Here is a 14,168-nt window from a genome sequence, read left to right on the forward strand (position 1 = left end):
GGGGGGGGGGGGGGGGCGCCCCCCCCCCCCCCCCCCCCCCACGACCGCCCACGCGTTCAATCCATGCCACCCGGCCCGTGCGCGAGACCGGAGGCGCAAATTCTAACCTGCAGCTTACTATGCAGTAGAATTCCTGTCTTTATGGCAATCCCACAAGGCCGACCATGCAAGAAGCCAAGCACGAACTCAAGCGCGGGCTGAAGAACCGCCACATCCAGCTGATCGCCCTGGGCGGCGCCATCGGCACCGGGCTCTTCCTCGGGATCGCCCAGACCATCCAGATGGCCGGCCCCTCCGTCCTGCTCGGCTACGCCATCGCCGGCGCGGTCGCCTTCCTGATCATCCGCCAGCTCGGCGAGATGATCGTCGACGAACCCGTCGCCGGTTCCTTCAGCCACTTCGCCGACAAGTACTGCGGCCGCATGGCCGGCTTCGTCTCGGGCTGGAACTACTGGGTCATGTACATCCTGGTCAGCCTGGCCGAACTATCCGCCATCGGCATCTACATGCAGTACTGGTTCCCCGAGATCCCGACCTGGGTCACGGCGATCGCCTTCTTCTTCCTGGTGAACGGCCTGAACCTGATGAACGTGAAGGCCTTCGGCGAGATGGAATTCTGGTTCGCGCTGATCAAGGTGGTGGCCGTGGTCGGCATGATCGTGTTCGGCATCTACCTGCTCGGCAGCGGCACGGCCGGCCCCGAAGCCGGCGTGTCGAACCTGTGGCGCCACGGCGGCTTCTTCCCCAACGGCGCGGCCGGGCTGGCGATGTCGATGGCGGTCATCATGTTCTCCTTCGGCGGCCTGGAGTTCATCGGCATGACCGCGGCAGAAGCCGACGACCCCAGCCGCACCATTCCGCGCGCCACCAACACCGCCCTGTACCGCATCCTGATCTTCTACATCGGCGCCCTGGCCGTGCTGCTCTCGCTCTACCCGTGGCAGAAGGTCGTGACCGGCGGCAGCCCCTTCGTGCTGATCTTCAAGGAGCTGGACAGCGGCCTGGTCGCCAACGTCCTGAATTTCGTGGTGCTGACCGCCGCGCTGTCGGTCTACAACGGCTGCGTCTACGCCAACAGCCGCATGCTCTTCGGCCTGGCCCAGCAGGGCAACGCCCCGCGCTTCCTGCTCAGGATCTCCTCACGCGGAGTACCGCTGGCGGCGCTGGGCGTATCGGCACTGGCCACCTTCGCCGCCATCGCAGTGAATTACTTCCTGCCGGGAGAGGCGCTGGGCATGATGATGCTGCTGGCCGTGGCCGCCCTGGTCATCAACTGGGCCATGATCTCGTGGAGCCACCTGCGCTTCCGCCGCAGCAAGGAGGCGCTGGGCGAGACCACCCTGTTCCGCAGCCCCTTCTATCCGCTGTCGAACTACCTGTGCCTGGCCTTCGTGGCCGCGCTGCTGGTGATCATGCTGATGAGCCCGGGCCTGAACATCGCGGTTTACCTGATCCCGGTCTGGCTGGGCGCCCTGTGCATCGGCTATCTGGTGCGCCAGCGCCGCGCGGCCGCCGCCGGCGCCGTGACGAGCGCCTGACCCCGCCTAGCCCGCATTGGCCGCCAGGGCCTCTTGCCGGCGCTGGCGTTCCAGTTGCTCGGCGAGCGCCGCGAAGGGCATCGGCTTTCCGAACAGCCACCCCTGCGCGTACTGCACCCCGCGCGCGCGCAGGGAATCGGCCTGGGCGTGGCTTTCGACCCCTTCGGCGATCATGCGCAGGTCCAGGTCGCGCGCGATGGCGATGATGTGCTGCACCACCTGGCTGGTGGGCGCCTCGGTGCCGATCGCCTCGATGAAGCTGCGGTCGATCTTGAGGTAGTCGAGTTCCAGCGACTCCAGGTAGGACAGGCTGGAGTAGCCGGTGCCGAAGTCGTCGATGGCCAGGGCGAAGCCGCTGCGCCGCAAGGCGCCGGTGGTGCTCCTGGCCACGTCGGGATCGAGCAGGCTGCGCTCCGTGATCTCGAGGACCAGGCTGGCCGGCGCCGCTCCCATGCCGCGCAGGGCCGCGTGCACGCCCTCCAGGAAATCGGGATCGTGGAAGTCTCCGGCCGAGACATTGATCGCGATATGGAAATCCGGATTGCCGGCCAGGTAGGCGCCCGCGTCCTCGCAGACCCGTTCCAGGACACGCCGGGTCACGCGCACGATCATGCCATGCTGCTCGGCGATGGGGATGAACAGGTCCGGCTGCACCACCTCGCCCGTCGGCCGCCGCCAGCGCAGCAGCGCTTCGGCGCCGACCCAGCGCCCGGTGCGCAGGTCGACCACCGGCTGGTATTCGAGGAACAATTCCTTGCGCCGCAGCGCTGTCCTGACCGCGGCCGGCAGCGCCATCTGGCTGCGGGCCAGGTGCAGGATCGCCAGGGTCAGGAGCACGCCGGCCGCCAGGCCGATCGGCACCAGCCGCTGGGCGACGTCGCTCGAACGGTCGCGCAGGTAGCGCAGCGGCACTGCGGCGACGGCGACGGTCAGGTAACGCTTCGAGCGCACCACCGCGACGATGTGCGGGCCGTCCTCGAATACCGCCTCCGTCCGGCTGCCGAGACGCCCCAGCCACGCGCGATCGATGTAACCGCGCGCGGTGGTCGGCGCCGGATCCTGCGCCGAAAGCACGGCCAGCGACACGTCGCTTGCGCTCTTGGCGGTGTCGATCGGCAAGTCCTTGTGGATGATCGCGGCGAAGTGCTTGATCTCGACCACCACGAAGCTGCGCTGGGGCGCGAAGGGGAAGCGCACATTGCGGCGGAATGCTGCCCCGGCCTTGGTGCGGTAGTCGACCGGTCCGAGCGCGAGCGCCGTCTCGTTCCCGGCGATCGACGAGCACACCAGGGTGTCGCCGCGCACATGGCCGATGGCCTGGATGTAGCTCGACCCGACGTCGATCTCGCGCATCGCGTCGATACTGGCGGCCGAGCACGGGTGCGCCGCATGGTCCCTGGCGAGCCGCTCGACGCCCGCCGTGATCTGGTCTCCGGTTTCGTCAGCGCGCAGCAGGACATCGCGCGCGTAGGCCATCGCCTGCGCCGATACCGTCTCGAAGGCCTGCCGCTCCGACTGACGGACGGCAAACCAGATCGGCACGCTGACCGCCGTAATCGCCAGCACCAGGGTCAGCAGCACGGCCGCCGGTTTGTTCATGGAGCATCTCCCGATCCCCCTGTCAATGGGGGACAGGTGGCGCCATACTATCGCCAGTGCACTCCTTAGGCAAACGTGTGGCGGACGCGGCGGCGGCGGGCGCGCCTCATGCCCCGGCCGCCGCCGGCGCGGGCATGTCCATTCGCTCGAAATGGGCTTTCACGTCGGCAAACGGCATGGGCTTGCCGAACAGCCAGCCCTGGGCGTACTGCACCCCGCGCAAGCGCAGGAAATCGGCCTGGGCCTGGCTTTCGACACCCTCGGCGATCATGCACAGCTTGAGGTCGCGCGCCATGGCGATGATGTGCTGGACCACCTGGCTGATCGGCGCGCCGGTGCCGATCGCCTCGATGAAGCTGCGGTCGATTTTCAGGTAATCGAGGGCCAGCGATTCCAGGTAGGACAGGCTCGAATAGCCGGTGCCGAAGTCATCGATGGCCACCGCGAAGCCGCTGGTGCGCAGCGAGCCCGAGGTGGTCCTGGCGACCTCCGGGTCGAGCAGGCCGCGCTCGGTGACCTCGAGGATGAGGTTTCCAGGCGCGGCGCGCATGCGCCGCAGCGCGGCCTTCAGGTTGTCGTGGAAGCCGGGGTCGTGGAAATCGGCCGGCGACACGTTGATGCCGACATGGAAATCAGGGTGATGCGCCAGGAAATCGCCGACATCGCGCTCCACCAGTTCGAGCACGGCCTGGGTCAGGCGCACGATCAGGCCGTTTTCCTCGGCGATGGGGATGAACAGCTCGGGCTGCACCAGCTCGCCGGTGGAACGGCGCCAGCGGACCAGGGCTTCCACGCCGATCCATTGGCCGGTGCGCAGATCGACCACCGGCTGGTACTCGAGGAACAGCTCGCCGCGCCGCAGTGCCGCCTTGACCGCCGCCGGCAGCGCCATCTGCTGGCGCGCCAGGTAGAAGATCGCCCAGGCCAGCAGTATCCCCGCGACCAGGCCCAGCGGCACCAGGAACAGCGCCACGTCCTGCGAGCGGTCGCGCACGTAGCGCAGCGGTACCGCCGCCAGGGCGACGCTGCGAAACTGTGCGGAGCGCACCAGCGCCACCACGTAGCCGCCGTCGGTGAACACGACCTCGCTGGCATTCCCGAGGCGGCTGATCCAGCGCGGGTCGACATGGCCGCGCTGGCTGGCCGGCGCCGGGCTCTCCAAAGAAAGCACGGCGAGCGACACGTCCGGCTCGCTGTTGGCCGTGTCGATCGGCAAATCCTTGTGGATAATCGCCGCGTAATGGTCGATCTCGACCACCATGAAGGACTGGTCCGGCGCGAACGGAAAGCCGACGTTGCCGCGGAAACGCATCCCGGGTCCGGCCAGGTAGTCGACTTTGCCGAGCGGATGGGTGCCGCCGATGGACGAACAGGCCAGGGTGTCGCCGGCTACATAGCCGACCGCCTGGATATAGCTGGAACTGAGGTCGATCTGCCGCATCAGGTCGATGCTGGCGGGCGAGCATGGCGCCTCGCCGCGCTCGGCGCGCAGGCGGCCAAGGCCGGACATGATCTGCCGGCCCGTGTCGTCGGCGCGGAAGAGGACGTCGCTGGCGTAGCCGAGCGCCTTGTCGGAGGCGGTCTCGATACCCTGCCGCTGCGACTGGGCAATGGCGAACCAGATCGGCACACCGATGGCTGTGCACGCGATCAGCAGGGTCAACAGCACGACGACCGGCTTCTTCATGGGGACCTCCGACCCGCCCGGGCCAGGCGCGGACGTCTGCCACCATACTATCGCTGCTTCCTCCGGTCCGCAATCGCGCCGTGCGCCCTTATCGGGCGAGCCAGGTTACTACGGCACGCTCAGCGGTTGGTCAGGGTCACGCCGGCCGCCACCAGCACGCCGCCGGCCACCATCGAGGCCAGCACCTGCTCGCCTAGCAGCAAAGCCGCCAACGATACGCCGAACACCGGCACCAGGTTGTTGAACACGGCGGTGCGCGAGGCGCCGATGGCCTTCACGCCCTCGTAGTACCAGACGAAGCCGAGCACGGTGCCGAAGGCGCCCAGGTACAGGAGACTGGCCCAGACCTGCCAGCCGATGCCGCTCCAGTCCTGGCTGGCCAGGCCGGGCGCGGCGCCCAGGACCAGGAACAGCAGGCCCCACAGGGCGGCGTAGGTGGTGGCCGCGATCGGGCTCAGGCCCTTGAGCGCGGCGCGGCCGATCAGGGTATAGGCGGCCCAGCTGCTGATGGCGCACAGCATCATGAGTTCGCCGCTGCCCAGCGAGGAGCGGATGTCGTGCAGGGCCGCGAACGGGTCGCCACGCGTGATCACAATGGCGGCGCCGATGAAAGCGACCGCGATCCCGAGCCACTTGGCCGCGTGCAGGCGCTCGCGCAGCAGCGCGGCCGCCGCCAGCGCGGTGACGATGGGGTTGAGCGCGATGAACAGCGCCGCTCTCCCGGCCGGCATGGTGCCCAGGGCGCCGAAGAAGCACAGGTTGTACAGGAAGATACCGGTCAGCCCCAGCGCGGCGGTGGCGCCGACCTGCTTCATCGACAGTTTCGGCAGGCCGCCTTCCATCTTCCAGGCCACCAGCAGCAGCAAGGCGGCGGCGACGGCGAAGCGCAGGGTGGCGGCCGTCATCACGGGCAGCGCGTGGGCGGCGATGCGGCCGGCGATGAAGGTGCCGCCCCAGAACAGGGTGACGAGGACGAGCTTGAGATAGACGATATGGGAATGCGGGGCCTGGCTTTTCATGATGGGCTTGCTTTCTAGCTGCGGGAAGCCATACATTAATGCTTATCCCGATTCATGCGCAAATGAGGAAATACTCATGACTTTCACCCAGCTGGAGATTTTCGTGATGGTGGCCGAGATGCGCGGCTTCACCCTGGCCGCACTGCGGCTCGGCATCAGCCAGTCCGCCGTCTCGCACGCGATCCGCGCCCTGGAGACAGAGCTCAGCGTGCAGCTGGTCGAGCGCCAGCAGTCCGCCGTCGAGGTGACGGAGCTGGGCCGGCGGTTGCTGGTGCGCGCCCGCGAGATCCTCGGCCTGGCCGAGGCCATGCGCCAGGATGCGGCGGTGGCACGCGGACTGAACCAGGGCCTGATCCGCATCGGCTCCTTCGGCCCCACCTCCTCGCTCAAGCTGCTGCCCGCCATCCTGCGCGCCTACCGCGCGCGCTATCCCGGCATCGAGGTCCAGATCGACGAGGGGCCGGACGCCGCCGTCATCCAGTGGGTGGCCGACCGCCGTGTCGACGTCGGCTTCGCCGTGCTGCCGGACGAGCGCTTCGACACCGTGCCCCTGGTCGAGGACCAGCTGGTCGCCCTGCTGCAGCGCGACCATCCGCTGGCCGGCAAGCGTTCGGTCGGCCTGCACGAACTGGTGGACCAGCCCTTCATCATGCCCGAGCAGGGCTGCTCGGCCCTGGTCGAGCCGCTGTTCGCGCAGGCGGGCCTGGCGCCCCAGGTGCGCTACCGGATGTCGCAGATGGTGACGGTGCTGGGGCTGGTCGATACCGGCGACGGCATCACCGTGATGCCGGAACTGGCCCTGCCCGACGCGATGCACGCGACCCATCCGCGCATCGTCGCGCGGCCGCTGCGGCCGATGGTCAAACGGCGCGTGGGGCTGGTGTTCCGCAGCCTGGCGCAGGCATCGCCGGCGGTGAAGGCGTTTGCGGAAATTGCGCAGGTGGCGGCCAAAGGCGTCGGCGACCGTAGGGTGGACGGCTCCGCCGTCCACGCGGTAATACGTAGCGGCTCCGATCTCGCGCACGGGCTGGCGGCCGTGGACTGAACGCGTGGACGGGAAACCCGTCCACCCTACCTGCGCCGCTGCAAATCAGCGTTCTACGGCTTGTGCTAGCTCCAATACGATGCTGCGCAGCAGCATGAAAATATTTGCCTGCCCCTGCCGCGCGGGAGCTTGACCGCTTTATCATGCTCTTTCCACACATCACCTTACCAAGGGGTTAAGTGTTTATGAGCCAGAGCAATCCTCTGTCGCTGCACGTTCCGGAGCCCACCGGCCGCCCGGGCTGCAAGACCGATTTTTCGTATCTCCAGGTGAGTCCCGCCGGTTCCGTCCGGCGTCCTCCCGTCGACGTGGCGCCGCTCGACACGAGCGACATCGCCTCCTCCCTGATCCGCGTGCTCGACGAGAACGGCGACGCCGTCGGCCCCTGGGCCGAGCCGCCCGACCGCGAGCTGCTGCGCTTCGGCCTGCGCACCATGATGAAGACCCGCATCTTCGATGCGCGCATGGTCATCGCCCAGCGCCAGAAGAAGATGTCCTTCTACATGACCTCGCTGGGCGAGGAAGCGATCGGCACCGCCCACGCGCTGGCGCTCCAGGACGGCGACATGAACTTCCCGACCTACCGCCAGCAAAGCCTCCTGATGGCGCGCGAAGTACCGCTGGTGGAAATGATCTGCCAGTTGCTGTCCAACGAAAAGGACCCGATCAAGGGCCGCCAGCTGCCGGTCATGTACTCGGTGCGGCGCGCCGGCTTCTTCACCATTTCCGGCAACCTCGCCACCCAGTACCCGCAAGCCGTGGGCTGGGCCATGGCCTCGGCGATCAAGGGCGATTCAAAAATTGCCTCGGCCTGGATCGGCGACGGCGCCACCGCCGAATCCGACTTCTCGACCGCCCTCACCTTCGCCCACGTCTACCGCGCGCCGGTGATCCTCAACGTGGTCAACAACCAGTGGGCGATCTCGACCTTCCAGGCCATCGCCGGCGGCGAGGCGGTCACCTTCGCCACCCGCGGCATCGGCAGCGGCATCGCCTCGCTGCGCGTGGACGGCAACGACTTCCTGGCCGTGCTGGCCGTGTCGCGCTGGGCCGCCGAACGGGCGCGCGGCAACCTGGGACCGGCCCTGATCGAATGGGTCACCTACCGCGCCGGCCCGCACTCCACCTCCGACGATCCCAACCGCTACCGCCCCGCCGACGACTGGAGCCGCTTCCCGCTGGGAGACCCGATCGGCCGCCTGCGCCAGTACCTGACCAGGCTGGGATGGTGGTCGGACGCCGAGCACGAGGCCGTGCAGGCGGAACTGGAAGCCGAAATCGTCGCCGCCCAGAAAGAGGCCGAACAGTACGGCACCCTCGGCGACGGCCGCTCGTGGAGCGCCGCGACCATGTTCGAGGACGTGTACAAGGACATGCCGGAGCACCTGCGCCGGCAGCGCCAGGAACTAGGGGTATGAAGATGGCAAGGGACGACCAACCCAAGGAGTCGGCGGTGACGCCGATGACCATGATCCAGGCCCTGCGCTCGGCCATGGACGTGATGATGGAGCGCGACGACAACGTCGTGGTGTATGGCCAGGACGTGGGCTATTTCGGCGGCGTGTTCCGCGTCACCGACGGCCTGCAGGCCAAGTACGGCAAGTCGCGCGTGTTCGACGCGCCGATCTCGGAAGGCGGCATCGTGGGCACGGCGGTCGGCATGGCCGCCTACGGCCTGCGCCCCGTCGTCGAGATCCAGTTCGCCGACTATTTTTATCCGGCCACCGACCAGATCGTGTCGGAAGCGGCGCGCCTGCGCTACCGCTCGGCCGGCGAATTCACCTCGTCGATGGTGATCCGCATGCCCTGCGGCGGCGGCATCTATGGCGGCCAGACCCACAGCCAGAGCCCGGAGGCCTTCTTCACCCACGTCTGCGGCCTGCGCACGGTGATGCCTTCGAACCCGTACGACGCCAAGGGTCTCCTGATCGCCTCGATCGAGAACGACGACCCGGTGATCTTCCTCGAACCCAAGCGCCTGTACAACGGCCCCTTCGACGGCCACCACGACCGTCCGGTGGTGCCCTGGTCGGGCCATCCGCTGGGGGACGTCCCGAGCGGCTACTACACGGTGCCGCTCGACACGGCCTCCATCGTCCGCCCCGGCAACGCGGTGACGGTGCTGGCCTACGGCACCATGGTCTGGGTTTCGGAAGCGGCGGCGCGCGAGACCGGCATCGACGCCGAGATCATCGACCTGCGCAGCCTGTGGCCGCTCGACCTCGACACCATCGTGCGCTCGGTGCAGAAGACCGGCCGCTGCGTCATCGTGCACGAGGCAACCAAGACCAGCGGCTTCGGCGCTGAACTCGCGGCCCTGGTGCAGGAACACTGCTTCTACCACCTGGAGGCGCCGATCGGGCGCGTCGCGGGGTGGGACACCCCGTATCCGCATGCGCAGGAATGGGCGTATTTCCCGGGGCCGGACCGCGTCGGCGCGGCCCTGAAACGTGCGATGGAGGGTTGAGCCAGATGGGCATTCATGTAATCAAGATGCCGGACCTCGGCGAAGGCATCGCGGAAGTCGAAGTGGTCGCCTGGCACGTCAATCCGGGCGACGACGTGAAAGAGGACCAGGTACTGGCCGACGTCATGACCGACAAGGCCACCGTCGAGATTCCCTCGCCGGTGCATGGCAAGGTGACCAGCCTGGGCGGCGTGGTCGGCCAATCGCTGGCCGTGGGCGCGGAACTGATCCGCCTGGAAGTCGAAGGCGCGGGCAATGTCTCGGCCGAGAAGGCCAGGCAGGAACCAGTGAAATCGGCCGCTGCCGAGGCGCCGGCCGAGGAAGTGGCCGAGCCGCAGCTCGAAGCTGCGGCTGCAAGCGCCGCGCCAGCGCGCGCCCCCGCGCCTGCGCCTCAGAAACCCGCTCCCAAGGCGCCCGCACGCCAGGCGCCGATGCCCGCGCCGGCGATGCGCGCCGAAGGCGACAAGCCGCTGGCGCCGCCCGCGGTGCGCCAGCGCGCCTGGGACATGGGCATCGAGCTGCAGTTCGTGGCCGGCAGCGGCCCGGCCGGCCGCATCACCCACGCCGACCTCGACGCCTACATCGCCGGCCGCCGCCAGGGCGCCGTGACGGGGCGCGGCGACAACCGCTACGCCCAGCTGCACGGCGAACACGCGACGCCGATCATCGGGCTGCGCCGCAAGATCGCCGAGAAGATGCAGGAAGCCAAGCGCCACATCCCGCACTTCACCTATGTCGAGGAGATCGACGTCACCGAGCTCGAACTGCTGCGCGCACAGCTCAACGCCCGCTACGGGGCCGAGCGCGGCAAGCTGACCCTGCTGCCGCTCCTGATGCGCGCCGTGGTGCTGGCGATCCGCGCCTTCCCGCAGATGAACGCGCGCTTCGACGACGAGGCCAACATCCTGACCCAGTACGATCCGGTCCACCTGGGCATCGCCACCCAGACCGACACCGGCCTGATGGTGCCGGTGGTGCGCCATGCCGAGGCGCGCGATCCGTGGTCGAGCGCGGCCGAGCTGCTGCGCCTGGCGGAAGCCGCGCGCAACGCCAAGGCCACGCGCGAGGAGCTCACCGGGTCGACCATCACCATCACCAGCCTGGGCCCGCTGGGCGGCATCGTCACCACCCCGGTGATCAACCGCCCCGAGGTGGCGATCGTGGGCGTGAACCGCATCGTCGACCGTCCCGTGGTGCTGAACGGCGCCATGGTGGCGCGCAAGATGATGAACCTGTCGTCCTCGTTCGACCACCGCGTCATCGACGGCATGGTGGCGGCCCAGTTCGTGCAGACCATCCGCGGCTACCTCGAGAGCCCGGCAACCCTGTTCGTGGAGTGAGCCGATGGAGACAGTCAATACCACCTTGCTCATCATCGGCGGCGGCCCGGGCGGCTACGTGGCCGGCATCCGCGCCGGCCAGCTCAAGGTGCCCGCCATCGTGGTCGAGGGCGCCCAGCCGGGCGGCACCTGCCTGAACATCGGCTGCATCCCGTCCAAGGCCCTGATCCACGCGGCCGAGGAGTTCAGTAAAGCGAACACCTATGCGGCCCAGGAATCCGCGCTCGGCATCACCGTCGACAACCCGCGCATCGACCTGGCGCGCACCGTGGCCTGGAAGGACGGCATCGTCAAGCGTCTGACCGGCGGCGTGGGCGTGCTGCTCAAGAAGCATGGCGTGCGCCTGGTGAACGGCTGGGCGCGCATCATCGACGGCAAGACGGTCGAGGTGCGCCCGCCCGAAGGATCGGACGGCGAAGTGCTGCGCATCCGCTGCGAACACCTGCTGCTGGCCTCGGGCTCGGAGCCGGTCGAGCTGCCCTTCATGCCCTTCGGCGGCGCCGTGGTGTCCTCGACCGAGGCCCTGTCGCCGGCATCCATCCCGCGCCGTCTGGTGGTGGTGGGCGGCGGCTACATCGGCCTGGAACTGGGCACGGCCTACCGCAAGCTGGGCAGCCAGGTGACGGTGGTCGAGGCGGCCGAGCGCATCCTGCCGTCCTACGACGCCGACCTGGTCAAGCCGGTGGCTGCTTCGCTGGCGCGCCTGGGGGTCGAGCTGCGCCTCGGCACCACGGTGCTCGGCTATGAGGATGGCCTGGTGCGCGTGCGCGACGCCTCCAAGGTCGAGGCCCAGCTGGAAGCGGACCAGGTGCTGGTGGCGGTCGGCCGCAAGCCGCGCACCACGGGCTGGGGGCTGGAAAGCCTGATGCTGGACATGGACGGCCGCGCAGTCAAGGTCGACGCCCAGTGCCGCACCTCGATGCGCAACGTCTGGGCCATCGGCGACCTGGCGGGCGAACCGATGCTGGCCCACCGCGCCATGGCCCAGGGCGAGATGGTGGCCGAGATCGTCGCCGGCAAGTTCCGCGAGTTCGTGCCGGCCGCGATCCCGGCGGTGTGCTACACCGACCCCGAGATCGTGGTGGCCGGCATGTCGCCGCTGGACTGCGACCGCGAAGGCGTGGAATTCGTCAGCGCCGTGTTCCCATTCAGCGCCAACGGCCGCGCCATGACCATCGAAGGCACGGACGGCTTCGTGCGGGTGGTCGCGCGCAAGGACAACCACCTGATCCTGGGCTGGCAGGCGGTCGGCGCCGGCGTCTCGGAACTGGCGGCCGCCTTCTCGCAGTCGCTGGAGATGGGTGCGCTGCTGGAAGACGTGGGCCGCACCATCCACGCCCACCCAACCCTGGGCGAAGCCGTCCAGGAAGCCGCCCTGCGCGCGCTGGGCCATGCCCTGCACATCTGATCCTCCCGCGCCGCCCGCCCGGGCGGCGCTTTCTTTCCTGCGCATGTCACACTTCGCCGCCCATGGCGCCCGGCGACGCCGAACCCATTCCGCATTTGTTGCACGCTACCATACGTTCTTTGCACGCCCGTGCATAACGGCAAATATTATTGGCATATGCATCTGTTGTGCCAAATTTGTCATTTGTGTCATTTCCGTGTAATATGCGCGCCCTACGGATGTTCCGTAGACATACAAACAAGGTAATAACATCATGTTCAAGAAAATCGCAGCCCTTGCGGCCCTGATCGTCGCTTCCTCGTCCGCTTTCGCCGTCGAGCCGGGCGCCCTGTACGCCGGCGTCGACGCCGGCAAGACCAAGCTCGAAGGCTGGTCGGACCGTGAAACCAGCTTCGGCGCCTTCGTCGGCTACAAGTTCCACCCGAACTTCGCCGCCGAGTTCAACTACCGCCGTCTGGGCGACGCCGACATCGGCATGTTCAACGTGAAAGTCGACCAGGCCGCCCTGTCGGTCATCGGCACCATGCCGCTGGGCAACAACTTCGACCTGTACGGCCGCCTGGGCTACAACCGCGTCGAAGTCGACGCATCGTCGGGCGGCTTCACCGGCACCGACTCGACCTCGCGCGCTGTCTACGGCGTGGGCCTCGGCTACGCCTTCACCCCGGCCATCTCGGGCCGCATCGAAGTCCAGAAGCCGACCAGCGACCTGACCAACGTGAGCGCGGGCGTCGTCTTCAAGTTCTAATCGCAGGCAAGCGCCAGCGATGCAACAAGCCCGGCCCTGCCGGGCTTGTTTCATTGATAGGTGCGCCATGACGTCCGGCCGGGCGACCAGGCGCGGACATCGCAAGCTGCCCGTCTTGCGCGATGGACATCGCCGCTGTCACCGACGCAGGCCTCTACGTGTTCGCCCGCGGCTGCGCCAGATCAGGAAAGTTGATCCGGACGGGAATGTGACGACGCTTGCCGGCAGCGGCGCCGGCGCGGTGGACCACGGCGGGCGTCAGCGCTTGCAGTCGGGGAAGCGCAGCCTGCCGTTGAAGGTAAAGCACATCTCGACCTTGGCCGGCAGGTCGTCGAACTTCCTGGATTCGCCGGCCTTGAGCGTGAATTCGCGCACCAGGAAATGCGTGCACTCCAGCGTCGGCGCACCGTTGCGCGCCGGCCCGTCCTTGCACTCGGAACCGTACAGCAGAAAGAAGCATTCGCCGCTCGGGCTGCCGTCGCAGCGGTAGGATCCGTCGTCGCCGACGGTGGTCGTGGTGTGGGTGGTCTCTGCCAGGGCGGGGCCATGCAAGCCCAGGGCCAGGGAGGCGGCCGCGGCCAACAAGCTGAATTTCATGCGTGCTCTCGAAACTGGAAAGTCCGCTAGTCTAGCAAACGGCGGCCGCCAGGAAATTCACACATTCACACTAGGCCGCGCGCGGACTGGTGGCCAGCACGGTGCCGAGCCGCAGCGCCGACTCCACCGCGGTATCGACCGGCGGCTGGTAGCCGTTGCCGATCCAGCGCAGCGCGATGCTGATCACGCCGCCGATCACGCCGGCCTGCAGCAGCTCGTCGTCGACCGCGCTGGCGGTCCCGACCATGCGCGCCACCTCGCGTCCGATCGCCTGCAGCGCCTCGTCGAAGGCCAGGTCCACCGCCCGGCTGACGCCGCGGATCTCGACCAGGAACACGCGCGCCGCCTTCGGTCCGCCTTGCAGCGCCGAGAAGTAGGCATGCAGCATGGCGCGCGAGCGCGCCACGCGTCCGCGGCCCGCCGCCTCGCCGGCGCGCAGGGCTTCGCCCAGCACCGCATAGGTCACTGCGTTGAAGGAGTCGATCAGCAGCGCTTCGCTGTTGGCGAAGGATTCGTAGAAATAGCGTTCCGTGAGGCCGGCCGCCTCGCAGACCGCCTTGACAGTCGCATTGTGGTAGCCGCGATCGCCGTAGACGTCGATGGCGGCGGCGATCAAGCGGCTGCGGCGTTCGGCGCGCCGCTGTTCCTGCGATTGTCCTCGGTAGGACCGTGTAGAAGTTGAAGGCTCTGCTGTCATCCAGCTATTTTGACACATTCTTG

The 14,168-nt window shown here is 68.1% G+C and carries 12 protein-coding genes; 7 read left to right on the top strand and 5 right to left on the bottom strand.

Annotation, left to right across the window (positions count from 1 at the left end; genetic code table 11):
* Positions 1-164: 164 nt before the first annotated feature.
* Complete coding sequence (locus tag KBW98_RS16945; RefSeq protein WP_211521336.1) at positions 165-1,538, top strand: amino acid permease; 1,374 nt, start codon at positions 165-167, stop codon at positions 1,536-1,538.
* 6 nt (positions 1,539-1,544) lie between these two features.
* Here the strand turns inward: KBW98_RS16945 and KBW98_RS16950 are convergent, their stop codons facing one another.
* From KBW98_RS16950 to KBW98_RS16960, 3 genes are all read right to left on the bottom strand, one after another.
* Positions 1,545-3,137, bottom strand: a complete 1,593-nt coding sequence (locus KBW98_RS16950) for an EAL domain-containing protein (RefSeq protein WP_211521337.1) — start codon at positions 3,135-3,137, stop codon at positions 1,545-1,547.
* A gap of 106 nt (positions 3,138-3,243) precedes the next feature.
* A complete protein-coding gene (locus tag KBW98_RS16955; RefSeq protein WP_211521338.1) occupies positions 3,244-4,824 on the bottom strand; it encodes an EAL domain-containing protein in 1,581 nt (526 codons plus the stop codon).
* Positions 4,825-4,943: 119 nt separating this feature from the next.
* Complete coding sequence (locus KBW98_RS16960) at positions 4,944-5,843, bottom strand: DMT family transporter (protein WP_211521339.1); 900 nt, start codon at positions 5,841-5,843, stop codon at positions 4,944-4,946.
* Positions 5,844-5,919: 76 nt separating this feature from the next.
* On the opposite strand from KBW98_RS16960, the gene KBW98_RS16965 reads away from it, so the two are divergent.
* The 6 genes from KBW98_RS16965 to KBW98_RS16990 all read left to right on the top strand — a co-directional run bounded on the left by KBW98_RS16965 (position 5,920) and on the right by KBW98_RS16990 (position 12,851).
* Positions 5,920-6,888: a LysR family transcriptional regulator gene (locus KBW98_RS16965; RefSeq protein ID WP_211521340.1), complete on the top strand. Its 969-nt coding sequence runs from the start codon at positions 5,920-5,922 to the stop codon at positions 6,886-6,888.
* A 185-nt stretch (positions 6,889-7,073) separates the two neighbouring features.
* Positions 7,074-8,306 carry a 3-methyl-2-oxobutanoate dehydrogenase (2-methylpropanoyl-transferring) subunit alpha gene (locus tag KBW98_RS16970; RefSeq protein ID WP_211521341.1) on the top strand — a complete coding sequence of 411 codons (1,233 nt, stop codon included), beginning with the start codon at positions 7,074-7,076 and terminating at the stop codon, positions 8,304-8,306.
* Positions 8,303-9,355 carry an alpha-ketoacid dehydrogenase subunit beta gene (locus tag KBW98_RS16975; protein WP_229429247.1) on the top strand — a complete coding sequence of 351 codons (1,053 nt, stop codon included), beginning with the start codon at positions 8,303-8,305 and terminating at the stop codon, positions 9,353-9,355. The genes KBW98_RS16970 and KBW98_RS16975 overlap by 4 nt, the downstream gene beginning before the upstream one ends.
* 5 nt (positions 9,356-9,360) lie before the next feature.
* The gene (locus KBW98_RS16980; protein ID WP_211521342.1) at positions 9,361-10,695 is read left to right on the top strand and encodes a dihydrolipoamide acetyltransferase family protein; all 1,335 of its coding nucleotides are present in this window, start codon (positions 9,361-9,363) and stop codon (positions 10,693-10,695) included.
* A gap of 4 nt (positions 10,696-10,699) precedes the next feature.
* Positions 10,700-12,103, top strand: a complete 1,404-nt coding sequence (gene lpdA, locus KBW98_RS16985; RefSeq protein WP_211521343.1) for a dihydrolipoyl dehydrogenase — start codon at positions 10,700-10,702, stop codon at positions 12,101-12,103.
* 253 nt (positions 12,104-12,356) lie between these two features.
* Positions 12,357-12,851 carry an outer membrane beta-barrel protein gene (locus KBW98_RS16990; RefSeq protein WP_211521344.1) on the top strand — a complete coding sequence of 165 codons (495 nt, stop codon included), beginning with the start codon at positions 12,357-12,359 and terminating at the stop codon, positions 12,849-12,851.
* 258 nt (positions 12,852-13,109) lie between these two features.
* On the opposite strand, the gene KBW98_RS16995 is transcribed toward KBW98_RS16990, so the two are convergent.
* Together KBW98_RS16995 and KBW98_RS17000 are read right to left on the bottom strand one after the other, a co-directional pair.
* Positions 13,110-13,448, bottom strand: coding sequence for a hypothetical protein (locus tag KBW98_RS16995; protein ID WP_211521345.1), 339 nt, complete (start codon positions 13,446-13,448; stop codon positions 13,110-13,112).
* A gap of 70 nt (positions 13,449-13,518) precedes the next feature.
* On the bottom strand, positions 13,519-14,145 hold the full coding sequence (locus KBW98_RS17000) for a TetR/AcrR family transcriptional regulator (RefSeq protein WP_211521346.1): 627 nt from the start codon (positions 14,143-14,145) through the stop codon (positions 13,519-13,521).
* Positions 14,146-14,168: the final 23 nt, after the last annotated feature.

The organism is Massilia sp. ST3, assembly GCF_018119405.1.
In the GTDB taxonomy this organism is placed as follows: domain Bacteria; phylum Pseudomonadota; class Gammaproteobacteria; order Burkholderiales; family Burkholderiaceae_D; genus Telluria.

Excerpts from the sequence above, each read along its gene's own strand:
- KBW98_RS16995 (WP_211521345.1), bottom strand. The coding sequence starts at position 13,448 with ATGAAATTCAGCTTGTTGGCCGCGGCCGCCTCCCTGGCCCTGGGCTTG.
- KBW98_RS16980 (WP_211521342.1), top strand. The coding sequence starts at position 9,361 with ATGGGCATTCATGTAATCAAGATGCCGGACCTCGGCGAAGGCATCGCG.
- KBW98_RS16955 (WP_211521338.1), bottom strand. The coding sequence starts at position 4,824 with ATGAAGAAGCCGGTCGTCGTGCTGTTGACCCTGCTGATCGCGTGCACA.
- KBW98_RS16960 (WP_211521339.1), bottom strand. The coding sequence starts at position 5,843 with ATGAAAAGCCAGGCCCCGCATTCCCATATCGTCTATCTCAAGCTCGTC.
- lpdA (WP_211521343.1), top strand. The coding sequence starts at position 10,700 with ATGGAGACAGTCAATACCACCTTGCTCATCATCGGCGGCGGCCCGGGC.
- KBW98_RS16965 (WP_211521340.1), top strand. The coding sequence starts at position 5,920 with ATGACTTTCACCCAGCTGGAGATTTTCGTGATGGTGGCCGAGATGCGC.
- KBW98_RS17000 (WP_211521346.1), bottom strand. The coding sequence starts at position 14,145 with ATGACAGCAGAGCCTTCAACTTCTACACGGTCCTACCGAGGACAATCG.
- KBW98_RS16970 (WP_211521341.1), top strand. The coding sequence starts at position 7,074 with ATGAGCCAGAGCAATCCTCTGTCGCTGCACGTTCCGGAGCCCACCGGC.
- KBW98_RS16990 (WP_211521344.1), top strand. The coding sequence starts at position 12,357 with ATGTTCAAGAAAATCGCAGCCCTTGCGGCCCTGATCGTCGCTTCCTCG.
- KBW98_RS16975 (WP_229429247.1), top strand. The coding sequence starts at position 8,303 with ATGAAGATGGCAAGGGACGACCAACCCAAGGAGTCGGCGGTGACGCCG.
- KBW98_RS16950 (WP_211521337.1), bottom strand. The coding sequence starts at position 3,137 with ATGAACAAACCGGCGGCCGTGCTGCTGACCCTGGTGCTGGCGATTACG.
- KBW98_RS16945 (WP_211521336.1), top strand. The coding sequence starts at position 165 with ATGCAAGAAGCCAAGCACGAACTCAAGCGCGGGCTGAAGAACCGCCAC.